Origin of the sequence: Citrobacter sp. XY323 (assembly GCF_025106035.1) — a bacterium.
GTDB lineage: Bacteria > Pseudomonadota > Gammaproteobacteria > Enterobacterales > Enterobacteriaceae > Citrobacter > Citrobacter braakii.
This window is the reverse complement of the sequence record NZ_JANYUK010000011.1, coordinates 272,919-295,678: the sequence shown is the minus strand read 5'-3', so window position 1 is coordinate 295,678 and position 22,760 is coordinate 272,919. Positions and strand designations below refer to the sequence as shown.

The window sequence follows — 22,760 nt, the reverse complement described above, 5'->3', positions numbered from 1 at the left end:
TCATGTTAAGGAAAACAAATCGACGTTTCCCTGTTGATGCCTGACCTATCTATAACGACATACTGGACGCATGCGTATCCCTGGATCCTCACGAAAAGTTAAAAATTTTGTGATAACTTCCGCCCCTTGCCTGAGGTAAGCTTTCAGCATGACGAGAGGGGGATGACACTGATGGCAGGCGCGAAAAAGATATTTTTGGTGGAAGATGACAGCGATATTGCCTCACTTTTGCAACTTAGCCTGAAGGATGAGGGGTACGAAATTATTCATGAGGCTGATGGGGCACGTGCGGTCGAGCTACTGGAGAAGCACGTCTGGGATGCCGTTATCCTCGATTTAATGCTGCCGGGCGTGGACGGTCTGGAAATTTGTCGTCGCATTCGACAAATGAGTTTCTATCTACCTGTCATTATTATCAGCGCTCGCACCAGTGAAACTCACCGCGTACTGGGGCTGGAAATGGGCGCCGATGATTATTTAGCCAAACCTTTCTCGGTGCTGGAATTGATGGCCCGGGTGAAGGCGTTGTTTCGCCGTCAAGAGGCGATGAGTCAGAACCTGCGTATGGAGGCGGGGATTATCACCGTCCATGGTGTGGAGATTGATCCATTAGCCCGGGAAGTCCGCCTGCAGGGTAAATCCCTCGATTTAACGCCGCGTGAATTCGATCTGCTCTATTTTTTCGCCCGCCATCCCGGCGAGGTCTTTTCGCGTCAGGCGTTGTTAGACCAGGTGTGGGGCTACCAGCACGAAGGATATGAGCATACGGTGAACAGTCATATCAATCGCCTGCGCACCAAAATTGAAAAAGATGCTGCGGAGCCGGAAATTATTCTTACCGTGTGGGGACGAGGCTATAAGCTTGCTGCGGTTAACGCGGAGCATCAACCATGATTTATCGATTGTCGCTGAGCCAGCGTCTGACCCTGGTCTTTACCGCTATTATGTTGATTTGCGCGGTTGCGGTCAGCGTTGTCCAGATCCGCAGCAGTAAACAGTATGGCGACGCCATGGTGCAAAGGCTCTCGCTGGAATTGGCAAGCAAAATTGTCAAAAGTGAGTCGCTTATTGATGCCAGCGGGCAGGTTAATCGGCAGACCTTAAAAGGACTGTTTAATCACCTGATGACGCTCAACCCTAGCGTGGAGCTGTATCTGGTTTCACCATCAGGCGAGATACTTGCTGATGCCGCTCCGCCTGGGCATATTCAGCGCCAGAACATTAGCGTACAGCCGATCCAGGTTTTCCTTAATTCGGACGAGCTGCCCGTTTATGGCAATGATCCGCGCAGCAGCCAGCAAAAGGTATTCAGCGCCGCGCCAGTTTTATTTAACGGCAAGCTGCATGGCTATTTGTACATTATTCTCCAGGGCGAAGATCTCAATATGCTGGCGAATACCGCCTGGCAAAAAACGCTTTGGAACACCGTGACCGGGACGTTAATACTGGTTTTATTAGCCGGTGCAATCGCGGGGTACCTGGTGTGGAGATGGGTGACGAATCCGGTGAAAAGGCTGACCGGTCAGGTGGTTAATCTGGAGCAGGACAGCATTAGCGTCATCAAACAGCTAGCGCAGAAAAAGCCCGATTTAGCTCCGGCGAATGAAATTGCGTTGCTGAACAATGCATTTATTGAGTTAGCACAGAAAATTGCCCACCAATGGGATTTATTAGCTGACAGCGATCGTCAGCGCAGAGAGTTTATCGCCAATATTTCGCACGATTTACGTACGCCGCTCACTTCACTGCTGGGGTATCTGGAAATGCTGTCGCTGAAAGCCGATACGATGACGCCGGAGGAAAACCGGCATTATCTTAGTATTGCACTGCGCCAGGGGCATAAGGTTCGCCATCTGTCACAACAGCTTTTTGAGCTGGCGAGACTTGAGCATGGCGGCATAAAACCACAGCGTGAACGTTTTGCTATTGGCGAGCTGATCCAGGATGTGGCGCAGAAATTTGATCTACCCGTTGCCACGCGTCATTTGCAGTTGCACCTTGACGTAATTGGTCCGTTACCGCTGGTGAATGCCGATTTATCGATGATGGAAAGAATCGTCACGAATTTGCTGGATAACGCTATCCGTCATACGCCTGACGGGGGCGAAGTGTGGCTAAAAGTCTGGCGTGATGAAGACCGCTTGTTAGCAGAAGTGCAGGACAGTGGGCCTGGCGTCGAAGAGGCTGTTCGCGAAGTATTATTTCAGCGCCCGACGGCGTTACTACCCCGTGAGCAGCGGGCTGAGCGTGGTGGTCTGGGCTTACTGATCGTGCGCAGAATGCTCGAACTGCATGGGGGAGATATCCGCCTGATTAATTCAACGGCAGGGGCCTGTTTCCGTTTTTCGTTGCCGCTGGCGGATTCTCCACTGAGTAGCTGATGAGAATGTTCCGCTGAAAAGAGTCTGTAACGCTCTACGCGTTGTAAACCGTGGGCATTGCGTAAATGTTGGTAGGTTGTCAGTGATAATGAGAATTTTTATCATATATTGATAATTCATCAAGTTATCTTTGATAAGCGCAAGGAGATCGTATGTCACAGGATGCCGACAACCTGTATATCGTCAGGACCAAAGCGGTTGCTGGCTGTTTTACCATGTTTTTGCTGATGTTTGGCCTCACGTTTATTCCGTTGTTTTTCCCCGCCAGCCAGGTTCTGCTTGCCAAAGGGCTACTTTTTCCTCTGCTGTTTGCGCTGGAATTTGTTGTGCTGGTCCCGCTGTATTACTTCTTCTTCAGAAAAAGAGAGGGGCTGGGAAAGGGAATTTTCAACGCCAGGTGGTTTGCCATTTTGTTCGTGGCGCTGCTGTTTATTCAGCTTATCCTGCCATGGTTTCTGGGCCTCAGACAAACCGAAGCGTGGGTGACCAGCCAGATATCCCTAAACAGCTACGCGCTGTGGTTATCCACTCTGACCCTGATATTTATTGCGCCAGTGTATGAAGAGATTGTTTTCAGGGGCTGTTTATTCAACGCATTCCAGTATTGGTTCAATAATAAAACCTGGCTGTCGTCGGTGGTGGTATCGGTCATTTTTGCCATCATGCATACGCAGTATGTGGATCTGCGCACGTTGCTGATGCTGTTTCTTGTGTCGCAGGTTTTGATCATCGCCAGACTGAAAAGCAACGGCCTGCTGATGCCGGTTATACTGCATATAGCGATGAACGGGACGGTTATTGCCCTGCAAATGGGGGCTCAGACGTTACAGCCTGGTTGATGAAGGCGATGCCCGGAACCCGGGCATCGTGGATTATACGTGCAGACGATGGTGCAGACGTGCACCGACCAGCAACGCCAGCACCAGCATCAGGGCGATAAATCCGCCCACGCCGTTCCAGCCGTAGCTGTGCCAGAATACGCCACCCAGCGTACCGGCAATACTGGAACCCAGATAATAGCTGAACAGATACAGGGAAGATGCCTGGCCTTTAGCGCGTTTTGCCCGTGGTCCAATCCAACTGCTTGCCACGGAGTGCGCGGCAAAGAACCCGGCTGAAAAGAGCAGCATCCCGGCGAAGATCAGCCACAGCGACGTGAACAGGGTCATCAACAGTCCTATCAGCATCACGCCGGTTGAAAAGAGCATTACCGGACCACGTCCATAGCGGGTGGTCATCGACCCCGCTTTCGGTGAGCTCCAGGTCCCGGTCAGATAGGCTACGGACAACAGACCAACAACCGCCTGGCTGAGTTCCCACGGCGAGAGCATCAGACGGTAGCCGATGTAATTAAACAGCGTGACAAACGACCCCATCAGTAAAAAACCTTCCGCAAACAGCAGCGGCAACCCTCTGTCGCGCCAGTGTAAACGAAAGTTGATAAACAGCGTTTTCGGTCGCAGCGATGTGGGTCTGAAATGACGAGATTCCGGCAAGATTTTCCAGAACATCAGCGCGGAGGCGAGGGCAAAACAACCGATCGCCGCCAGCGCGATACGCCAGTTAAAAAAGTCGGTAAACACGCCGCTTATCAAACGGCCACTCATACCACCAATCGAGTTACCGCTGATATATAAGCCCATTGAGAAGGCGACGAAGCTGGGATGTATTTCCTCGCTCAGATAGGTCATTCCCACAGCCGCCACGCCGCTGAGCGAAAGACCTATCAGCGCACGCATGATTAAAATACCGTGCCAGCTGGTCATCATCGTCGAAAGCAACGTACAGCAGGACGCGAGCAGCAGGGCGGTCACCATCACCGGCTTGCGGCCTATCGCATCGGAAAGTGGACCGGTAAACAGTAAACCGATCGCGAGCATCGCCGTTGAGATGGAAAGCGAAATACTGCTGCTGGCGGGAGAGACCCCAAACTCGTGCGAGAGCACTGGCAGTATGGGTTGCACGCAATAGAGGAGAGCAAATGTCGCCAGTCCGGCAGAAAACAGCGCCAGCGTGACGCGCATAAATGGGGATGTTCCGCGTTTGATAAAACTATCCGGCGGGGTAACTCTCTGTTCATCAACATCGCTTGTCGGCGCGGTATCGACAGTGGTTGTACGGCTCACTTGAAATCCTTGCTCAATCAATTACCTCTACATGACTAGCATTAAGAGTATGAAAATCACATTATTCTGTCTAATATATTAATAATCTCAAATGATATCTTAAAAATATGAATATCGAGCTGCGTCATTTACGTTACTTTGTAGCGGTTGCCGAAGAATTGCATTTTGGCCGGGCGGCGGCACGGCTGAATATTTCGCAACCGCCGCTGAGCCAGCAAATCCAGATCCTCGAGCAGCAGGTCGGCGCCCGACTTCTGGCGCGCACTAACCGCAGCGTGGCGCTGACCGCTGCCGGAAAGCAGTTTCTGGCAGACAGTCGGCAGATCCTGGGGCTGGTTAATGAGGCCGCTGCAAGGGCTGAGCGTCTGCATCTGGGAGAAGCGGGGGAATTGCGTATCGGCTTTACGTCATCGGCACCGTTTATCAAAGCGGTTTCAGATACGTTATCCCTCTTTCGCCAGAGCTACCCCGCTGTACATATGCAAACCCGTGAAATGAACACGCGCGAGCAAATTGCCCCGCTCAATGAAGGAACGCTGGATTTGGGACTTCTGCGCAACACGCAGCTTCCGGAAACGCTGGAGCGTGAAATCATTCTGCATGAGCCGCTGATGGCGATGATCCCGCGCGCGCATCCGTTGGCGCAAAAGCCCGTGGTCACATTGGCGGAGTTGGCCAATGAGCCATTTGTCTTTTTTGATCCGCATGTGGGGACGGGGTTGTATGACGATATTCTTGGCCTCATGCATCGCTATGGACTGAAGCCGACTATCACTCAGGAGGTTGGCGAGGCGATGACTATCATCGGGCTGGTGGCCGCAGGATTAGGCGTTTCCATTCTTCCCGCTTCCTTTAAACGGGTGCAATTGTATGAAATGTGTTGGATCCCGATAGCGGAAGAAGATGCCGTTTCGGAAATGTGGCTAGTGTGGCCAAAACATCATGAGCAAAGTCACGCCGCGCAACGCTTTCGCGAGCAACTGCTGGCGGCCGTTCAGGCGATTAATTTAGTTTAAAAATGGGCGAAAATGTGCAGTAAATCACAAGGCTAAGTAAAAAGTTGACGGAAGCCATTGAAGTGCTTCACCATAGCCCGCAGATTATTTCGGAGCGCGAAAATAAAGGGAGTAAGTGGTGGTTGCTGATAGTCAGCCTGGGCATATCGATCAAATTAAGCAGACCAATGCGGGCGCGGTTTATCGCCTGATTGATCAGCTGGGTCCGGTATCGCGTATTGATCTCTCTCGCCTGGCACAATTGGCACCTGCCAGTATTACTAAAATTGTCCGCGAAATGCTCGAAGCGCACCTGGTGCAAGAGTTGGAAATCAAGGAAGCGGGCAGCCGTGGACGTCCGGCCGTTGGGCTGGTTGTGGAAACGGAAGCCTGGCACTATTTATCCATTCGTATCAGTCGCGGCGAGATCTTTCTGGCGCTGCGCGATCTGAGCAGCAAACTGGTGGTTGAAGATTGTCTTGAAATGGCGCTGGTCAGTGAAACACCATTGCTGGAACGCGTTATTACCCAGGTCGATCAGTTTTTCATACGCCACCAGCAAAAGCTGGAGCGCTTAACCTCCATCGCCATTACCTTACCCGGCATTATTGATACTGAAAACGGTATCGTTCATCGCATGCCATTCTACGACGATGTCAAAGAGATGCCGCTGGGTGAAGCGCTTGAAAATCATACCGGCGTGCCGGTCTATATTCAGCATGATATCAGCGCCTGGACTATGGCCGAGGCGCTTTTTGGCGCATCGCGCGGCGCGCGCGACGTCATTCAGGTAGTGATCGATCATAACGTGGGGGCAGGGGTAATCACCGACGGTCATCTACTGCATGCCGGCAGCAGTAGCCTGGTGGAAATTGGTCATACCCAGGTGGACCCCTACGGCAAACGCTGCTATTGCGGCAACCATGGTTGCCTGGAAACGATCGCCAGCGTCGACAGCGTGCTCGAACTGGCACAGGTACGCTTGAAGCAGTCAATGAGTTCTTCTCTACACGGGCAACCGTTAACGGTAGACGCGCTGTGTCTGGCGGCGATGCAGGGGGATTTATTGGCGAAAGATATCATTAGCGGCGTCGGGACCCATGTCGGACGCATTCTGGCCATCATGGTGAATTTGTTCAACCCGCAAAAAATATTGATTGGTTCTCCGCTCAGTAAAGCGGCAGATATTTTGTTTCCCACTATTGCTGACAGCATTCGTCAGCAAGCGCTTCCGGCCTACAGTCAGCATATTGTCGTCGAAAGTACGCAGTTCACCAATCAAGGGACGATGGCAGGGGCGGCGCTCGTGAAGGACGCGATGTATAACGGTTCTTTGTTGATTCGTCTATTACAGGGTTAACATTTTTTAACTGTTGTACGAAAAATTGCGCTATCTCAAGCCGATTCTCGTCGTCATACCTTAGACTTTCTCCACTGTATTATTTTCCTGACTTATATTTTCAAAGCATAACGGTGGAGTTAGTGATGCTGAAGCGTTTCTTTATTACAGGTACAGACACTTCTGTTGGGAAGACCGTGGTTTCCCGCGCATTACTACAAGCGTTAGCGTCAGGGGGTAAAAGCGTTGCGGGCTACAAACCCGTGGCTAAAGGAAGCAAAGAGACACCTGAAGGTCTGCGCAACAAAGATGCGCTGGTGCTGCAAAGCGTGTCTACTATCGAACTGCCCTACGAGGCGGTCAACCCGATTGCGTTGAGTGAGGATGAAAGCAGCGTAGCGCATAGTGGTCCGGTCAATTACACCCTGTTATCCAACGGCCTCGCAAGCCTCAGCGAAAAAGTGGATCACGTTGTCGTGGAAGGCACCGGAGGCTGGCGGAGCCTGATGAACGATCTGCGTCCGTTATCTGAATGGGTGGTGCAGGAACAACTGCCGGTGCTGATGGTGGTGGGTATCCAGGAAGGCTGTATTAATCATGCCATCCTCACCGCACAGGCGATTGCCAGCGACGGACTGCCTTTGATTGGCTGGGTCGCGAACCGAATCAACCCGGGGCTAGCGCATTATGCGGAAATCATTGATGTGCTGGGCAAAAAATTACCCGCACCGCTGATCGGTGAACTGCCTTATCTGCCTCGCGCAGAGCAACGTGAGCTGTCTCAGTACATCCGTCTGTCAATGCTCGGCAGCGTGTTGTCGGTAGATAGAGTCCTGGCGTAACGTTCGCGACAGCACAGACGCCACCACACAGGCAATCAGCAATCCGGGGAGCAGACGATACTCCCCGGTCATTTCACAAACCATCAGTGTCGACATTATTGGCGCATGCGTGGTAGCTGCCAGCAGCGTGGCCATCCCCGTTAATCCCAGCAGAATGGCAATCTCATCCGGACCCGGAAGCCATAATCCCCACACTCGTCCCAGCAGCATACCCACCGAAAGACCGACAAACAACGTTGGCGTAAACACACCGCCAGGCGCACCGGAACCACTGCTGGCAAGCACCGCCAGTAATTTGCAGATGAAGATCCCGCTCACCACGGCCAGCAGCGGTGGGGAGAGTAAATATGACTGCACCACGCTGTAGCCGTTACCCCAGACCGTAGGCGTGAGCAATGACAGCAGGCCAACGATCAGCCCGCCGAGCGCCAGTTGCCACGGGGGCGAGAGTTTTAAGCGCAAAAAACCATTATGGCTGGCGGTCATCAACCACATGAATAGCGGTCCGCAAACGCCGGCAGCCAGACCGGTGCTGATGATCATGACGTATTCCAGCGCATGCAGTTCCCGTGTGAAGTGCACGGCATACAACAGCGCATTGCTGTCGCTCAGCATATTGGTGGTGAGCAAGGCGACGACGGCGGATACCACCACCGGTCCCAGTGACGCGAGGATCAAGGTGCCAAACAACACTTCAGCAATAAATAGACTGCCCGCCAGTGGGGCATGATACGCTCCGGCCATACCCGCAGCGGCTCCGCAGGCAATCCATAACTTCCATTCTGTGCGCGGGGTGAAGCGTTGAGCAAAGCTGGAGGCTGCCAGCGCTGCCAGTAAAATCATGGCACCTTCGCGCCCGATGGCGCTCCCGCTGGAGACGACCAGTAAGGAGGCCAGCGATTTCACCAGGCTTGCACTGACGTCAAATTGTCCGTTAGTTTGCAAGGCTTCCATGTAATCAGTGGGAGCCTGCGGGCGTAACCGGTTGAACGTTTGCCATCCCCAAAGCAGCAAACCCGCCGCCAGCCCTCCTAACGCAGGAGTCAGCATGCGTCTTACAGGGGAAAGGTTTGTTGCCGCGTTGACCAGACTCCCTGTGTCATTGCTCAGGAACAACCATTCAAGAAGGAGCATGGCGTGGCGAAATCCTGCGACGGCCAACGCAGCAAGGATACCAATCAGCGCAGCAATCAGCAGGCGGCGGAACATGGCGCGCAGGTCAGGATAAGCATGTAAATGATGCATGAGTGGCCAGACAGGAAATTTCAGACGCTTTATTTTGCGGCTATTTGGCAATAGAAGCAAAAGCTCAGCGTGCGCAACAGGATGCTACACAGGCAGGACACATCCTGCCTGTGGTGAAACTAACGAAAAAGTGGCTTATCGGCTATCGGGATCAGTAACTGCGACTGCCATTGCGCTAGCGTCAGACGGGCCAGCTCCCCCAGCGCCTGGTAAAACGGGTGATCAGCTTTTTCGATAAACACATCAAGGAAGCGGGATGACCACGGGAACAGATGCCAGGCCAGCAGTTGTTCGCACTCGGTGTGGCGTTCATTTTCAGCAAGCCAGGCCGTCAGCAACAGCAGTGAACCAAAGTGATCTTCTGGCTCATTTTGCTGCATGGCAAACTGGATGCCGTTGTCCCGCATCCACTGACGAAGTGCCAGCGTAGAGTCGCCAAACAACACGTTTTCGCGATCCAGCCAGACAGATCCCCAGGGCGGAGAGGGTAGCGCATATGGACCGACAAACAGGCGTTGCCAGGCCTGCGGGAGAGGCTCATCGACCTCGGCTTGTAGCCGTGCAGCCAGCGGAAAAAGCATTGCCTGATCGAGCGGCCACTGCGCCTGCCAGCCATCGGCTCTTAACGCGCTGACTAATGCAGAGGCTTCCGCGCTATCTGGCGCATAGTAAAACAGTGCGCCGAGAACGCGCGCCGCGGTAGAAAAGTTGTCACCTTGCGAAAAATGGGTCATGCAAACAATCCTGAACAGTGCGGGTTGCCCCGCACCCGAAAGTTAACCTGCAACAGCCATTCCGACTGTCATATGTAAACCGTAAAACAATCCGCGGCCAATGATTTCACCGGCGAGGACTAACACTAAGCCCAACGCCAGGCCGCCGACGGACGGTGCTTTACGACGGATAAGCGGGCATATCCAGCAGCCCAGACCGGCGGCCAGCAGAATGATGCGCCAGACCTGCAAGCTTCCGTAGTCGGGAACCAGCCCGCTGGCGGATTGTACCGAACTGTGGATCCCGCCGAGCGACAGTCCCTGCAGAACAATAACCGCCACGATCACCAGTAGGGCCAAAACGCTCACGTAGGCGAATCTGGCGGTGCCAGAGGAAACACCCGCAGCACGCAGCAGCAGGGCGGCAAACAGCGGTCCGCTCAGCAACATCGTCATAAAAAATGCCACCGTAGTGTAGCCGTTATACCAGGTCGGGACAGTGTCTATCTGGTAGACGCTGGTCATCGCCAGCACAAATACCAGACCCAGCAGCATGCCCACCAGCAGCCAGATTTTACCTAACGCTGCGGGCATTTTACCGAGAAACGCCACCAGCCACCACAGGCCACCGACGGCGAAAAACAGTGAACCACTGGCGATTTCGTTACTCAGCGCAGATGCGCCAACTCTGTTCAGCGAGTTAAAGGCACGCAGTGGCGAACCCAGGTGCATTACCGAGGCGAGAAAGGCGATGCCCATCACCAGCCACAGAAAAAACATGCTGCGCACGATACGTTGTTTTGCCACCTCGTCTTTAGCGGTCAGCCAGCCATAGCCACTCACTATCAGCGCCCCGGCCACGCACTGGCCCAGCACCGTAAACAGGACCAGCGGCCATTCATGCCATCCATTGCCCATGTTACACCTCCTGCGGATTCGCCAGATAACCCGTGATATCCCCGGTCGGGCGGCTATTGGCGTTGGGTTTGATCACAATGCTCGGTTTGGTGAAGTGCGCACCTGGCAGCGGAGCGACCGCCGCCAGTTCACCGTGCTTTTTGCGCAGCTCATCAATTGGACCAAAGTCCAGCGCGCGCAGCGGACAGGACTCGACGCAGATGGGCTTTTTGCCGTCGGCCACGCGGTCATGACAGCCATCGCACTTGGTCATATGACCTTTGGCGGCATTGTACTGCGGTGCGCCGTACGGGCAGGCCATGTGGCAGTAGCGACAGCCTATGCATATGTCTTCATCCACCACCACAAAACCATCTTCACGCTTATGCATAGCGCCGCTGGGGCAAACCTTGGTGCAGGCCGGATCTTCGCAGTGATTACAGGCAATGGAGAGGTAGTAGGCGAAGACATTCTGTTGCCAGACGCCGTTATCTTCCAGCCAGTCGCCTCCAGCGTATTCGTAAATACGCCGGAAACTGACGTCGGGAGTGAGATCCTTGTAATCTTTGCAGGCCAGCTCGCAGGTTTTACACCCCGTGCAACGGCTGGAATCAATAAAAAATCCATACTGAGTTGTCATGGGTTAGTCCTTATGCCTTTTCAACCTGAACGAGATTACTGTGGGATGGATTCCCCTTCGCTAATGGAGAAGGTCGATGCGACGTGAGAATATTTATGGAACCACCATGATCGATCTGGTCGCCGAACATATCGGCATTGAGCCAGGCTCCTTGTCCGATGGCAGTGACGCCGGGCAAAATACGCGGTGTGACTTTCGCGCTGATCAGCATCTGGCCGATATTATTAAACACCCTAACTGTGTCGCCATTACGGATGCCGCGCGTCCTGGCATCGACGGGGTTTATCCAGATCTCCTGCGGGCAAGCCTGCTGTAAAACATCGATATTGCCGTAGCTGGAGTGGGTTCTCGCCTTATAGTGGAAACCCGTGAGCTGCAATGGATACGTTTTGCGCTTAGGATCGTCCCAACCGTCAAAGCCTGGTGCATAAGCTGGAAGAGGATGAACAATCTCATCGTCTTTGAGTTCCCATGTTTCTGCAATGGTTGCTAGCCGTTCAGAGTAAATCTCAATTTTCCCTGATGGCGTTTTCAATGGGTTAGCCCCAGGATCTTCTCTGAAAGAACGGAAAGCAACATAGTGTTCTTCGGGGCATTTTTTCTTGAAAATACCTGTCGTTTTCATTTCGTCGTAATCCGGCATTTCCGGGTTACGCTCTTTGGTCTTGGCATGCAGGTATTTCACCCATTCATGCTGCGTACGACCCTCGGTGAATTTTTGATATACATCCGGACCTAGACGTTTGGCGACTTCACTTAACATCCAGTAAATGGGTTTACGTTCAAATTTTGGCGATGTCGCAGGTTGACCAAGGATGACATAGCCCATGTTCCCGGCAGACTCGTGTGAGATGAGATCTTCTTGTTCAGTTGGCATCAGGTCAGGTAGCAGAATGTCGCAGTATTTTGCGGAGGCAGTCATAAAATGCTCAATACCGACGATCATTTCGCACTTGCTGTCATCCTGTAAGACATCATGGGTATGCGCGATATTGCCATGCTGGTTGATGAGCGTATTGCTGGCATAACACCAGATAAACTTGATAGGCACGTCCAGCTTATCTTTACCGCGAACACCGTCCTTGGTCGCGGTCATCTCTGCACCATGATCAATAGCATCCGTCCAGGTAAAGACTGATATCTGCGTTTTAACCGGGTTTTCTAGCATGGAGAACCATTCCACGCCCAGATCCCAGGTCCCTTCGCGCATCCCTGAGTTACCACCGTTTATCCCCACATTGCCGGTTAAAACGGAGAGCATCGCAATCGCGCGAGCGGTTTGTTCACCGTTGGAGTGACGCTGCGGTCCCCAACCCTGGCAGATATAAGCGGGTTTCGCTGCGCCGATTTCACGCGCTAACTGGATAATTTTCTCAGCCGGAATGCTGGTAATGTGGGAAGCCCAGTCCGGTGTTTTGGCTATCCCGTCTGGTCCATCGCCTAAAATATAGGCTTTATAGTGTGCATTCCGCGGTGCACTGGCGGGAAGAGTGGTTTCATCGAAGCCGACACAGTATTTATCAAGAAAAGGTTTATCAATCAGATCTTCGGTGATCAGTACCCAGGCGATCGCCGCAGCCAATGCAGCGTCAGTTCCTGGTCGGATAGGCAGCCATTCATCCTCACGACCAGCGGCAGTATCGTTATATCGAGGATCGATAACGATCATTCGTGCGTTAGAACGTTCGCGGGCTTGCTCAACATACCAGGTTACACCGCCGCCGCTCATACGGGTTTCGGCAGGGTTATTGCCAAACATGACGACCAGTTTTGTATTGGCGATGTCGTCAGGACTGTTGCCGTCGTTAGCACCAAACATATAACCCATTGCGGCGCTGATTTGCGCGGTACTATAACTACCGTAGCGGCTCAAATAGCCGCCGCAAGAATTCATCAGGCGGTAGGGGACGTTGGAGTTAGTAATATTCCCACCATCTACACCTGTACCGTACAGCACGTGAACCGCTTCGTTACCGTAATCCTGCAGGATCCGCTTCAAATTACCACTAATGGTGTCCAGTGCTTCATCCCAGGTGATCCTTTCAAATTTTCCTTCTCCACGCTTGCCTACACGTTTCATTGGATATTTTAGGCGGTCAGGGTGATTCATACGGCGACGGATCGATCGGCCACGCAAGCAGGCACGTACCTGATGATTACCGTAGGTATCATCGCCCGTTGTGTCCGACTCTACCCAATAGACGGAGTCATCCTTAACGTGCAGACGTAAAAGACAACGACTACCACAGTTAACGGTACAAGAACTCCAGACAACCTTCTCTTCAACGGGCTGTATCGCCTGCTGTACCGCTGCGGCGGCAGTGCGCATTCCGAAAGGTAACGACAGCCCACCCGCGGCAAGCGCCAGCGAACCCATTGCCGAGGATTTCACTAACGTCCTGCGGCTAATGCCTCCGTATTGCTCAGTTTTTGACATTACTCACCCCATTATAGTTATCGCTATATATTAATTTCTATAACGAAATTAATAGCATGCTAATAATGGTTTGAGTTTACCCACTTATGGGTATGTCATCTTAATGCATATCAAACAGGAGTGACCCTCCGCGCACGGAGGGCGTGATTTATTGCGGTTCGGCGGCGTGCCCGTCCTGGGCAGGGGTGCTATTGGCTGGGGCATTGCCACTGTTGGTTCGGGTATAGAGAATTTTGTGCGTATCGTTTGCACAATGTCCCACGACCAGTGAATCAGGCTGATCGGCCTGATCGTTGGGGACAATGTTCAGCGTAAAGCTGGATTCAGCAACGCCATTATTAATGATGCGCTGTTCGATATCACTTTTCACGCGTTCACATGACGCCGGTGCCGCCAAGACCTGCGGGGACGCGACGGCCAGTAAGAGCGCGGCAATTCCTGTTATGTATTTCATCATCAGCTCCTTTATGATCGACCTGGACTAAGATTAGCATTTCTGGTGTAAATAACTGTATTTGCTAATATGATTGAGAATTATCTTCTTATCCCGGTGAAAAATGTGAAGAAAAAGATCTTATTAGGTTTCCTGTGCGTCGTGCTGGTCGGGTGTGATAACGCCAAAGGCCTGGATTCCTTTACGCCGGAAATGGCCAGTTTTTCCAATGAATTTGATTTCGATCCGCTGCGCGGGCCAGTAAAAGATTTCAGCCAGACGCTGCTTAATGACAAAGGTGTAGTCACCAAGCGCGTTGTCGGTACGCTCTCACAGGAAGGGTGCTTCGATACGCTTGAATTGCATGATATCGAAAGCAATACCGGCATGGCGCTGGTCCTGGATGCTAACTATTACCGGGACGCCAAAACGCTGGAAAAACGGATCCGCTTACAGGGTAAATGTCAGTTAGCAGAACTGCCTGCGGCGGGCGTGGTATGGGATACCGACGATAACGGTTTTGTCGTTTCCGCCACGGGAAAAGAGATGAAGGTGCAATATCGCTATGATGCGGAAGGCTACCCGCTGGGTAAAACCACCGTCAATAAGGACAATACCTTGCAGGTTGATGCCAAACCGTCGGTTGACCCGTTAAAGAAGCTGGATTACACCGCGGTAAGTCTGCTCAATAACCATCCGTTAGGTAATGTAAAACAAACGTGCAAGTATGATGACTATGCTAATCCGGTCAACTGCCAGCTTGTTATCGTTGACGAGAGCGTGAAGCCGGCAGTTGAACACCATTACTCGATTGAAAACACCATCGATTACTATTAGTTAGTCTTTACTGAGCGGTAGGTTGCAGCAGGTTAGGACCTGACGTTTTATGTTCTGCCAGATACTGCTGCTGGAAGATACACATGCGGATAGTGTTGCGGTATTGACCGTTGATAAAGAATTCATGAATCAGCTCGCCTTCGACCATAAAGCCGAGTTTACGGTAGATGTGGATGGCTTTTTCGTTCTCTTTATCAACGATCAGATACAGCTTATATAAGTTAAGTACGGTAAAGCCGTAATCCATCGCCAGCTTAGCAGCCCGGGAAGCCAAACCTTTGCCCTGATATTCCGGCGAAATAATGATCTGGAATTCTGCCCGGCGGTGCACATGGTTAATTTCAACCAGCTCCACCAGTCCGGCTTTTTCACCGTCGCATTCCACAACAAAGCGACGTTCACTTTGGTCGTGGATATGCTTGTCATACAGATCTGACAGCTCAACAAATGCTTCGTAAGGTTCTTCAAACCAGTAACGCATTACGCTGGCGTTGTTATCAAGCTGATGGACAAATCGTAAATCTTCACGCTCCAGCGGGCGCAGCTTAACACTGAGGGCGCTAGTCATATCGTATCCTTTCAATATCTTTCAAAGTGCAATCATTATGGGGCAACGGTGCGGCCAGTGCGGCGGTCGAGGCAGCGCAGGGTGTTGGGCTCCCAGTACGCATTAATATTAGCGCTCTGTTCGCACTTATCACGGCTATCGAAAGCTGAGTCGGTTTTGTCCCACTCTTTCTCTGCACGCTTGTTGACCTTCTGGCGTAGCTGACGCGTATCGTTCCATTGTTCCTTTTCCATTGCTGCCTGTTGACGACTTTGCGCACTGTCCCCGGATTCAATGATCAGTTTACTGGTTTCAGCAAATGCGGAAGAGGTGTACACAGCCGCAGCCAGCGTCAGCATAGCCGTCAGGCACAGGCGTTTGGTCAGTGTAATATTCATGGTGAATTCCTTTTATGGGAAAGGGAAAAAACAATAAAACAGGGTTAAATTCTACACTATTCTGGCTTGTGGGCATACCCACTCAGCGGTGATGGATACGCTAACGACATTCTGTCGTATCATGTTTAAACCGAAGGTAACTGAATAACATCAATGCTTAAGACCACATTCCTTTTTTTCATCACCGCGTTATGCGAAATCATTGGCTGCTTTTTACCCTGGCTCTGGCTTAAGCGAGGGGCTACGGCTTGGCTGCTGATACCCGCCGGGATGTCACTGGCCTTATTCGTCTGGTTACTGACGCTGCATCCGGCTGCAAGCGGGCGTGTGTACGCGGCCTATGGTGGAGTTTACGTGGTGACAGCGTTGCTTTGGCTACGTATTGTTGACGGCGTAAAACTTAGCCTGTACGACTGGTCAGGCGCGCTGGTGGCATTGTGCGGCATGCTGATTATTGTGGCTGGGTGGGGGCGCGCATAGCGCCTTTTTTGTGATCAATCAGCGCTTTTTTGATCTTCATACTTGTATGGTAGTAGCTCAGTTGGGTAAATTTCCTGCATCACAAGAACAAATGCAAGGAATAAGAGATGAAGATTGTTGGGGCTGAAGTGTTTGTCACCTGTCCGGGGCGTAATTTTGTCACGTTGAAAATTACGACAGACGATGGGATCACTGGGCTGGGAGATGCGACGTTAAACGGACGCGAGTTATCCGTAGCGTCCTATCTGAAAGATCATGTTTGTCCGCAACTGATTGGTCGCGATGCGCACCGAATTGAGGACATCTGGCAGTTTTTCTACAAAGGCGCGTACTGGCGTCGTGGTCCGGTCACCATGTCGGCGATTTCCGCGGTGGATATGGCATTGTGGGACATCAAAGCGAAAGCGGCGAATATGCCGTTGTACCAGTTGCTCGGCGGTGCATCTCGTGAAGGCGTTATGGTTTACTGTCACACCACAGGCCATACCGTTGATGACGTACTCGAAGATTATGCGCGCCATAAAGAGATGGGCTTTAAAGCAATTCGCGTGCAGTGCGGCGTGCCGGGTATGAAAACCACTTACGGTATGTCTAAAGGCAAAGGACTGGCCTACGAACCCGCCACCAAAGGGCAGTGGCCAGAAGAGCAGTTATGGTCAACGGAGAAATACCTCGATTTCACGCCAACACTGTTTGAAGCCGTGCGCGACAAGTTTGGTTTCAACGAACATCTTCTGCACGATATGCACCACCGTCTGACGCCAATTGAAGCGGCCCGTTTCGGCAAAAGCATCGAGCAATACCGTCTGTTCTGGATGGAAGATCCGACCCCGGCTGAAAACCAGGAATGCTTCCGCCTGATCCGCCAGCATACGGTCACGCCGATTGCGGTAGGGGAAGTTTTCAACAGCATCTGGGACTGCAAACAGCTTATCGAAGAGCAATTGATCGACTATATCCGCACCACCATCACCCATGCGGGCGGTATCACTGGCATGCGTCGAATTGCCGATTTCGCGTCGCTGTATCAGGTACGTACCGGTTCGCATGGACCTTCCGATCTGTCCCCAGTATGCATGGCCGCTGCGTTGCACTTTGATCTGTGGGTGCCGAACTTCGGCGTACAGGAGTATATGGGGTATTCCGAGCAAATGTTGGAAGTGTTCCCGCACAACTGGACCTTTGATAACGGCTATATGCATCCAGGAGACAAACCAGGTCTTGGGATCGAGTTTGATGAAAAGCTGGCGGCGAAATACCCGTATGACCCTGCATATCTGCCTGTTGCTCGTCTGGAAGATGGCACGTTGTGGAACTGGTAAATATAAATTTTACGGACGAAAGATGTTGATTAACTCAATACCCTACAGAAGGTAAAACTTATGGTTAGTTCAGTCGATATTAAAAATAACGTAGATAATAAACCCATTATTCGCAGAGTGGCTTCAGCCTCCGCAATTGGTACTGCTGCCGAATACTATGACTTCTTTGCATATGGGACAGCAGCCGTACTCTTTTTTGGTCATTTATTTTTCCCAAGTGACGATCCGTTAATTAGTACGCTGGCTGCTTTTGCAACCTATGCCGTTGGTTTCCTGGCTAGACCATTAGGAGGAATTGTCTTTGGGCATATTGGCGATAAGGTCGGGCGCAAAAAAGCACTGGTTATTACTATATTAATCGTTGGCTTAGGGACATTCTGTATTGGGTTGTTACCTACATATGAAAAAATAGGTGTATGGGCTCCAGCTTTACTTATATTTATTCGTGTATTACAGGGCTTTGGTGTTGGAGGAGAACAAGCCGGTGCAGTATTGATGACTGCTGAATATTCTGAGCCCAAACATCGTGGATTTTTTTCGAGTTGGGTTCAAATCGGTGCCCCAGTTGGTTTTCTTCTGCCGTTAGCACTCTTTGCGTTGTTAAATGCCACACTTTCTCCAGAGGCAATGATGGATTACGGGTGGCGTATACCGTTCCTGTTAAGTCTGTTGCTGGTTATTGTTGGGTTATTTATCCGCTTAAAAATTGATGAATCACCAGTCTTTGCTCAGATTAGGGAGACAAAAGCAGAAGAATCACGTCCATTAGTTGAAGTTATCCGTGATTTTCCGGGAATTGTCGTTAAGGGAGTATGTGCGAAGCTGATTGAGGCTTGCTCATTTGCAATGTTTACAGTGATTGTCCTTGCATACGGTAAGGCAAACAATCTCGATGCAAATATCTTGATGGAGACAATGATTGTTGCGGTGATTATAGAAATAATTGCAATACCGATGATGGGCTCGCTATGCGATAAAATTGGGCGTAAACCAGTTTATATTATCGGCGCATTGCTCCAGGTTGTTATGATTATTCCTTTCTTCCTTGCAATCAATCAGGATAGCTTTTGGCTTACGCAAATAGTAATGATCCTGGTACTGAGCGTTGGGCATAGTATGTGTTATGCACCTCAGGCATCTTATTTCCCAGAGCTTTTCCCGACTCATATTCGCTGTAGCGGAATAGCATTAATTTGGCAGTTGGGATCGCTAATTGGTAGTGGGATTCTTGGTTTAGTAGCAGTAAAAATTCTGCAAGTAACTGGTGGACATTATTATGGACTCGCAACCTATGTGATTGTACTTGGCGTCATCTCAGTTATTGGTTTGCTGATGATGCCGGAAACTGCACCGCAAAGGCTTAAACGTGAATACCAGCAGTGGCAGAAACATTAATATCCTTTGGCGGCAATATGCCGCCAAATTTACCTTTTATGGTACACAGCTTTAAGTGATGTCATACCAATCATTAAAAGCTTAATGCAAATCAAAACATACAACCATACAGGCGTTACTCTGAATCAATCCTGATTTCATTGATAAGTAGGTCATACCATGCAAAACAAGCTCTTAACGGCAAAGGCTGCACTTCCCGACTACGATCGTACAAAACTGGTCCCGCGTATTGTCCATCTGGGGTTTGGCGCATTTCACCGCGCACATCAGGGGGTTTACGCTGACATTCTCGCTGCAGATCACGGCAGTGACTGGGGCTATTGCGAAGTGAACCTGATTGGCGGCGAGCAGCAGATTGCCGATCTGAAACAGCAAGATAACCTGTATACCGTTGCAGAAATGTCCGCAGATGCTTGGACTGCAAGAGTCGTGGGCGTGGTGAAAAATGCGCTGCATGCGCAGGTTGATGGGCTGGAAAGCGTACTGGCTGCGATGAGTGAACCGCAGGTTGCGATTGTTTCTCTGACCATTACCGAGAAAGGGTATTGCCATTCTCCGGCGACCGGTCAATTGATGTTAGACAACCCGATGATTGCCGCCGATCTACAAAATCCAAAACAGCCAAAAACTGCGCCAGGCGTTGTGGTTGAGGCGCTTGCACGCCGCAAAGCTGCGGGTTTAGCCGCCTTTACCGTGATGTCCTGCGACAACATGCCAGAAAACGGTCATGTGATGCGCAATGTTGTCACCGCGTATGCCCGGGCGGTGGATGCGGAACTGGCTGCGTGGATCGAACAACATGTCACATTCCCGTCGACAATGGTTGACCGCATTGTCCCTGCTGTTACCCAGGATACGCTGGACAAAATTGAACACATTACCGGCGTACGCGACCCGGCAGGCGTAGCATGTGAACCGTTCCGTCAGTGGGTTATTGAAGATAACTTTGTCGCTGGCCGCCCTGAATGGGAGAAGGCGGGAGCGGAGCTGGTTGCTGATGTCATTCCGTTTGAAGAGATGAAACTGCGTATGCTCAACGGCAGCCACTCTTTCCTTGCTTATCTGGGGTATCTGGCGGGATATCAGCACATTAACGATTGCATGGGCGATGAAAATTATCGCCTCGCCGCGCGCGCGCTGATGTTGCAGGAACAAGCGCCCACGTTAAAAGTGAAAGGTGTGGATCTTCCGCACTATGCCGATCTGTTAATTGAGCGCTACAGCAACCCGGCACTGCGTCATCGCACCTGGCAGATCGCGATGGACGGCAGTCAAAAACTGCCGCAGCGTATGCTGGACTCCATTCGCTGGCACATTGTGCACGGTAGCCACTTTGAACTGCTGGCGCTGGGCGTGGCTGGCTGGATGCGTTACGTCGGCGGTGTGGATGATCAGGGCCAGGCGATTGAAATCAGCGATCCGCTGTTACCGGTGATCCAGAAAGCGGTGCATAGCAGTAACGAGGGCGAAGATCGTGTCCAGGCGCTGCTGGCGATCGATGCTATTTTTGGTCGTGAACTGCCGCAGGTAGAATTGTTCAAGAATCAGGTCACACAAGCCTATCTTGCTTTACTGGCTGAAGGGGCGAAGGCAACCGTTGCGAAGTATGCTGCAAAACTGAAGTAACGAGAACATCATTTAAGTCGCCATCTGGCTATAAACGGGCCAGATGGCGCATTGTTTTCTGGCATTCACACCAATTAGTTCATGCCCAAACGAATCAGTTCGAGGGGGGCATATTTACCTTCACACCCTTCGATTTCCACTGTTTTCCCGCGGCGAATTTGCTCAGCGGTCAGGCCATCGGTATCTATCGCTGTAATGCGGCCTGTAAGTCCGGTGTCGCTAATCATGACGCGGCTGCCAGTGGTGATTGCGTTACGGTTACGATCGTATGTTTTCATGGTGTTTTCTCCTTTCCAACTTACCGTCAAAGCCCGTGGGCTCTAGTCCCACGTAACGGGCGCAATATAAATACGCTTCTCGTTAATGATTTTTTTTGTTTTCGATCAAAATCACAGCTTTTTTTATGCAGATGTGCGGGAGAGGGGAAGGCAGGAGAAACTCACCTCGGTGTGAGGTGAGCGTAATATTAATCTTCGCTGAACCAGTCGCTATTTTCCTGACGGATTAGCTGAACGGACTCACCAATTTCCTGGAGATGCAGCATCATTGCGCGCTCAACGGCATCGCCATCATGTTTCTCAAGTGCGGTAAAAATATCGTGATGCTGACGCAGCAGCATTTCAGGCGGAGAGATATGATCTAGGCTCATATAACGAACGCGGTCAATCGTGGCCTTAATATTCTCAACGGTGTCCCAGGCGAGCTGGCACTCGGCGATTAAAGCCAGTTTCTGATGAAATTCGTCATCAAGCAGGAAGAAATCATTGATTTGTTTTCGATCAATCGCGATGCGTTGCTGATGCAGATTTTGTTCGAGCTGATAGCACTGTTTGTCGGTGATCAGTGATGCGGCGCGGCGGACCACGGCACATTCAATTGCCTGGCGAACAAAACAGCCGTTTTGCACCTGCGACAGCGAAATTTTGTTTACGTAGCTGCCACGCTGCGGGCGGATCTGAATCAGACCGTTCTCTGCCAGTTTGATGAATGCTTCTCGTACCGGCTGGCGTGACACATTAAAGCGTACGGAAACCTCTTTCTCCGACAGCGGCGTACCGGGTGCAATCAGACAGTGCACGATATCACGACGAAGAATACGGTAAATCTGTTGATTTACCGGTTGTGTAGGGTTGAGCTGCGTTTCTACGGTCATTCATTCTTACTTTTTAGAGAGTTAACCCGGAGATCTTATCACTTATTTCAGGCTATCTATACCCGGCGCAAGGCCGGGCAGAGAAATTAGCTCCGATGAATACTCAGTCCGGCAAAAGACTGTGTGACAGGCATCATTTCAAGGGTGTTAATGTTGACATGAGCGGGTAAGGACGCCACCCACCATACCGCTTCTGTAACATCTTGCGGGGTCAGCGCAGTGGTATTTTCGTAGGCTTTTTCAGCTTTAGCATCATCGCCTTTGAAACGTACGTTAGAGAATTCCGTACCGCCAACCAGACCCGGTTCAATGTCGGTAACGCGAATCGCAGTGCCGTGTAAGTCAGTACGTAAATTCAGGCTAAACTGGCGAACAAACGCTTTGGTCGCACCGTAGACGTTCCCGCCAGCGTATGGCCAACTACCCGCGGTAGAACCGATATTGATAATATGACCGCGGTTGCGCTCAACCATGCCTGGCAGAACGGCACGGGTCATATAAACCAGGCCTTTGTTGTTGGTGTCGATCATATTTTCCCAGTCTTCAACGCTGGCCTTGTGGGCTGGCTCAAGGCCCAGCGCCAGACCCGCGTTGTTGACCAGAACATCAATATCGCGCCATTCAGCGGGTAAGGCGTTCAGCATCTCTTCAATTGATGCACGATTACGTACGTCCAGTTGCGCGGTATAGAGGCGGTCACCCAGCTCATCTTTGAGTTCCTGCAGGCGCTCCTGGCGGCGTCCGGTGGCAATAACTTTATGCCCATTCTCAATAAAACGACGCGTAATGCACTCACCAAAACCTGCGGTTGCTCCGGTTACTAAAACGATCATCTCACTGTTCCTCAACGCTTTTTATGTAGTACTACCATAGCACGTCATTTCCGTTCAGAGCTATTCCTGCTTAACGCGATTGCGGTCGATTCCCGGGAAGTCTACTCTGGTAAACAAATCG

23 protein-coding genes are annotated in these 22,760 nt (G+C 51.3%); 11 read left to right on the top strand and 12 right to left on the bottom strand.

Annotation, left to right across the window (positions count from 1 at the left end; translation table 11 throughout):
* Positions 1 to 171 precede the first annotated feature (171 nt).
* The 3 genes from N0B36_RS15510 (at position 172) to N0B36_RS15500 (ending at position 3,220) form a co-directional block, all read left to right on the top strand.
* Positions 172 to 894: a response regulator transcription factor gene (locus N0B36_RS15510; protein ID WP_016153040.1), complete on the top strand. Its 723-nt coding sequence runs from the start codon at positions 172 to 174 to the stop codon at positions 892 to 894.
* Positions 891 to 2,381, top strand: a complete 1,491-nt coding sequence (locus N0B36_RS15505) for an ATP-binding protein (RefSeq protein ID WP_016156464.1) — start codon at positions 891 to 893, stop codon at positions 2,379 to 2,381. Before N0B36_RS15510 ends, N0B36_RS15505 begins: the two co-directional genes overlap by 4 nt.
* Before the next feature lie 152 nt (positions 2,382 to 2,533).
* Positions 2,534 to 3,220, top strand: coding sequence for a CPBP family intramembrane glutamic endopeptidase (locus tag N0B36_RS15500; RefSeq protein ID WP_103928198.1), 687 nt, complete (start codon positions 2,534 to 2,536; stop codon positions 3,218 to 3,220).
* Between the two features lie 33 nt (positions 3,221 to 3,253).
* On the opposite strand, the gene N0B36_RS15495 is transcribed toward N0B36_RS15500, so the two are convergent.
* Positions 3,254 to 4,507, bottom strand: a complete 1,254-nt coding sequence (locus N0B36_RS15495) for an MFS transporter (RefSeq protein ID WP_047500485.1) — start codon at positions 4,505 to 4,507, stop codon at positions 3,254 to 3,256.
* A 107-nt stretch (positions 4,508 to 4,614) separates the two neighbouring features.
* Between N0B36_RS15495 and N0B36_RS15490 the strand changes: the two genes are divergently transcribed.
* The 3 genes from N0B36_RS15490 (at position 4,615) to bioD (ending at position 7,683) form a co-directional block, all read left to right on the top strand.
* Positions 4,615 to 5,523: a LysR family transcriptional regulator gene (locus tag N0B36_RS15490; protein ID WP_200107789.1), complete on the top strand. Its 909-nt coding sequence runs from the start codon at positions 4,615 to 4,617 to the stop codon at positions 5,521 to 5,523.
* Between the two features lie 118 nt (positions 5,524 to 5,641).
* Positions 5,642 to 6,862 (top strand): sugar metabolism global transcriptional regulator Mlc, encoded by a 1,221-nt coding sequence (gene mlc, locus N0B36_RS15485; RefSeq protein ID WP_016153045.1) that lies wholly within the window; start codon positions 5,642 to 5,644, stop codon positions 6,860 to 6,862.
* A gap of 125 nt (positions 6,863 to 6,987) precedes the next feature.
* Positions 6,988 to 7,683, top strand: a complete 696-nt coding sequence (bioD, locus tag N0B36_RS15480) for a dethiobiotin synthase (RefSeq protein WP_016153046.1) — start codon at positions 6,988 to 6,990, stop codon at positions 7,681 to 7,683.
* Here the strand turns inward: bioD and clcB are convergent.
* The 6 genes from clcB to N0B36_RS15450 all read right to left on the bottom strand — a co-directional run bounded on the left by clcB (position 7,639) and on the right by N0B36_RS15450 (position 14,072).
* Entirely contained in the window at positions 7,639 to 8,928 is a 1,290-nt protein-coding gene (gene clcB, locus N0B36_RS15475; RefSeq protein WP_200107788.1) for a voltage-gated ClC-type chloride channel ClcB, read from the bottom strand. The genes bioD and clcB overlap by 45 nt on opposite strands.
* Positions 8,929 to 9,047: 119 nt before the next feature.
* Complete coding sequence (dmsD, locus tag N0B36_RS15470) at positions 9,048 to 9,662, bottom strand: Tat proofreading chaperone DmsD (protein WP_016153048.1); 615 nt, start codon at positions 9,660 to 9,662, stop codon at positions 9,048 to 9,050.
* 42 nt (positions 9,663 to 9,704) lie between these two features.
* Positions 9,705 to 10,559: a dimethyl sulfoxide reductase anchor subunit family protein gene (locus N0B36_RS15465; protein WP_259688598.1), complete on the bottom strand. Its 855-nt coding sequence runs from the start codon at positions 10,557 to 10,559 to the stop codon at positions 9,705 to 9,707.
* 1 nt (position 10,560) lies between these two features.
* Positions 10,561 to 11,178 carry a DMSO/selenate family reductase complex B subunit gene (locus N0B36_RS15460; RefSeq protein ID WP_049281795.1) on the bottom strand — a complete coding sequence of 206 codons (618 nt, stop codon included), beginning with the start codon at positions 11,176 to 11,178 and terminating at the stop codon, positions 10,561 to 10,563.
* A 10-nt stretch (positions 11,179 to 11,188) separates the two neighbouring features.
* Positions 11,189 to 13,615, bottom strand: coding sequence for a selenate/tellurate reductase subunit YnfF (ynfF, locus tag N0B36_RS15455; RefSeq protein WP_049281794.1), 2,427 nt, complete (start codon positions 13,613 to 13,615; stop codon positions 11,189 to 11,191).
* A gap of 148 nt (positions 13,616 to 13,763) precedes the next feature.
* Complete coding sequence (locus tag N0B36_RS15450) at positions 13,764 to 14,072, bottom strand: DUF1161 domain-containing protein (protein WP_103766286.1); 309 nt, start codon at positions 14,070 to 14,072, stop codon at positions 13,764 to 13,766.
* Positions 14,073 to 14,174: 102 nt separating this feature from the next.
* Between N0B36_RS15450 and N0B36_RS15445 the strand changes: the two genes are divergently transcribed.
* Positions 14,175 to 14,885 (top strand): YnfC family lipoprotein, encoded by a 711-nt coding sequence (locus N0B36_RS15445; RefSeq protein WP_080981761.1) that lies wholly within the window; start codon positions 14,175 to 14,177, stop codon positions 14,883 to 14,885.
* Positions 14,886 to 14,892: 7 nt separating this feature from the next.
* On the opposite strand, the gene speG is transcribed toward N0B36_RS15445, so the two are convergent.
* The gene (gene speG / locus N0B36_RS15440; protein ID WP_006684613.1) at positions 14,893 to 15,453 is read right to left on the bottom strand and encodes a spermidine N1-acetyltransferase; all 561 of its coding nucleotides are present in this window, start codon (positions 15,451 to 15,453) and stop codon (positions 14,893 to 14,895) included.
* A 35-nt stretch (positions 15,454 to 15,488) separates the two neighbouring features.
* The gene (locus N0B36_RS15435) at positions 15,489 to 15,830 is read right to left on the bottom strand and encodes a DUF1283 family protein (protein ID WP_047500462.1); all 342 of its coding nucleotides are present in this window, start codon (positions 15,828 to 15,830) and stop codon (positions 15,489 to 15,491) included.
* 153 nt (positions 15,831 to 15,983) lie between these two features.
* Here N0B36_RS15435 and N0B36_RS15430 point away from each other — a divergent pair, with 153 nt between their 5' ends.
* The 4 genes from N0B36_RS15430 to N0B36_RS15415 all read left to right on the top strand — a co-directional run bounded on the left by N0B36_RS15430 (position 15,984) and on the right by N0B36_RS15415 (position 20,653).
* The gene (locus tag N0B36_RS15430) at positions 15,984 to 16,310 is read left to right on the top strand and encodes a YnfA family protein (RefSeq protein WP_016153055.1); all 327 of its coding nucleotides are present in this window, start codon (positions 15,984 to 15,986) and stop codon (positions 16,308 to 16,310) included.
* A gap of 107 nt (positions 16,311 to 16,417) precedes the next feature.
* A complete protein-coding gene (gene rspA, locus N0B36_RS15425) occupies positions 16,418 to 17,632 on the top strand; it encodes a starvation-sensing protein RspA (protein ID WP_016153056.1) in 1,215 nt (404 codons plus the stop codon).
* A 60-nt stretch (positions 17,633 to 17,692) separates the two neighbouring features.
* On the top strand, positions 17,693 to 19,027 hold the full coding sequence (locus tag N0B36_RS15420) for an MFS transporter (RefSeq protein WP_259688597.1): 1,335 nt from the start codon (positions 17,693 to 17,695) through the stop codon (positions 19,025 to 19,027).
* A gap of 159 nt (positions 19,028 to 19,186) precedes the next feature.
* A complete protein-coding gene (locus N0B36_RS15415) occupies positions 19,187 to 20,653 on the top strand; it encodes a mannitol dehydrogenase family protein (RefSeq protein ID WP_259688596.1) in 1,467 nt (488 codons plus the stop codon).
* Between the two features lie 74 nt (positions 20,654 to 20,727).
* On the opposite strand, the gene ydfZ is transcribed toward N0B36_RS15415, so the two are convergent.
* The 3 genes from ydfZ to ydfG form a co-directional block, all read right to left on the bottom strand.
* Positions 20,728 to 20,931: a putative selenium delivery protein YdfZ gene (ydfZ, locus tag N0B36_RS15410; protein ID WP_003032393.1), complete on the bottom strand. Its 204-nt coding sequence runs from the start codon at positions 20,929 to 20,931 to the stop codon at positions 20,728 to 20,730.
* Positions 20,932 to 21,119: 188 nt separating this feature from the next.
* Entirely contained in the window at positions 21,120 to 21,806 is a 687-nt protein-coding gene (locus tag N0B36_RS15405; protein WP_047417528.1) for a GntR family transcriptional regulator, read from the bottom strand.
* A gap of 86 nt (positions 21,807 to 21,892) precedes the next feature.
* Positions 21,893 to 22,639: a bifunctional NADP-dependent 3-hydroxy acid dehydrogenase/3-hydroxypropionate dehydrogenase YdfG gene (gene ydfG / locus N0B36_RS15400; RefSeq protein WP_016153061.1), complete on the bottom strand. Its 747-nt coding sequence runs from the start codon at positions 22,637 to 22,639 to the stop codon at positions 21,893 to 21,895.
* Between the last annotated feature and the right edge of the window lie 121 nt (positions 22,640 to 22,760).

Excerpts from the sequence above, each read along its gene's own strand:
- N0B36_RS15490 (WP_200107789.1), top strand. The coding sequence starts at position 4,615 with ATGAATATCGAGCTGCGTCATTTACGTTACTTTGTAGCGGTTGCCGAA.
- N0B36_RS15435 (WP_047500462.1), bottom strand. The coding sequence starts at position 15,830 with ATGAATATTACACTGACCAAACGCCTGTGCCTGACGGCTATGCTGACG.
- N0B36_RS15420 (WP_259688597.1), top strand. The coding sequence starts at position 17,693 with ATGGTTAGTTCAGTCGATATTAAAAATAACGTAGATAATAAACCCATT.
- N0B36_RS15450 (WP_103766286.1), bottom strand. The coding sequence starts at position 14,072 with ATGATGAAATACATAACAGGAATTGCCGCGCTCTTACTGGCCGTCGCG.
- N0B36_RS15430 (WP_016153055.1), top strand. The coding sequence starts at position 15,984 with ATGCTTAAGACCACATTCCTTTTTTTCATCACCGCGTTATGCGAAATC.
- N0B36_RS15460 (WP_049281795.1), bottom strand. The coding sequence starts at position 11,178 with ATGACAACTCAGTATGGATTTTTTATTGATTCCAGCCGTTGCACGGGG.
- N0B36_RS15510 (WP_016153040.1), top strand. The coding sequence starts at position 172 with ATGGCAGGCGCGAAAAAGATATTTTTGGTGGAAGATGACAGCGATATT.
- N0B36_RS15405 (WP_047417528.1), bottom strand. The coding sequence starts at position 21,806 with ATGACCGTAGAAACGCAGCTCAACCCTACACAACCGGTAAATCAACAG.
- ydfZ (WP_003032393.1), bottom strand. The coding sequence starts at position 20,931 with ATGAAAACATACGATCGTAACCGTAACGCAATCACCACTGGCAGCCGC.
- ynfF (WP_049281794.1), bottom strand. The coding sequence starts at position 13,615 with ATGTCAAAAACTGAGCAATACGGAGGCATTAGCCGCAGGACGTTAGTG.
- dmsD (WP_016153048.1), bottom strand. The coding sequence starts at position 9,662 with ATGACCCATTTTTCGCAAGGTGACAACTTTTCTACCGCGGCGCGCGTT.
- N0B36_RS15505 (WP_016156464.1), top strand. The coding sequence starts at position 891 with ATGATTTATCGATTGTCGCTGAGCCAGCGTCTGACCCTGGTCTTTACC.
- ydfG (WP_016153061.1), bottom strand. The coding sequence starts at position 22,639 with ATGATCGTTTTAGTAACCGGAGCAACCGCAGGTTTTGGTGAGTGCATT.
- clcB (WP_200107788.1), bottom strand. The coding sequence starts at position 8,928 with ATGCATCATTTACATGCTTATCCTGACCTGCGCGCCATGTTCCGCCGC.
- N0B36_RS15465 (WP_259688598.1), bottom strand. The coding sequence starts at position 10,559 with ATGGGCAATGGATGGCATGAATGGCCGCTGGTCCTGTTTACGGTGCTG.
- N0B36_RS15500 (WP_103928198.1), top strand. The coding sequence starts at position 2,534 with ATGTCACAGGATGCCGACAACCTGTATATCGTCAGGACCAAAGCGGTT.
- rspA (WP_016153056.1), top strand. The coding sequence starts at position 16,418 with ATGAAGATTGTTGGGGCTGAAGTGTTTGTCACCTGTCCGGGGCGTAAT.
- bioD (WP_016153046.1), top strand. The coding sequence starts at position 6,988 with ATGCTGAAGCGTTTCTTTATTACAGGTACAGACACTTCTGTTGGGAAG.
- N0B36_RS15415 (WP_259688596.1), top strand. The coding sequence starts at position 19,187 with ATGCAAAACAAGCTCTTAACGGCAAAGGCTGCACTTCCCGACTACGAT.
- speG (WP_006684613.1), bottom strand. The coding sequence starts at position 15,453 with ATGACTAGCGCCCTCAGTGTTAAGCTGCGCCCGCTGGAGCGTGAAGAT.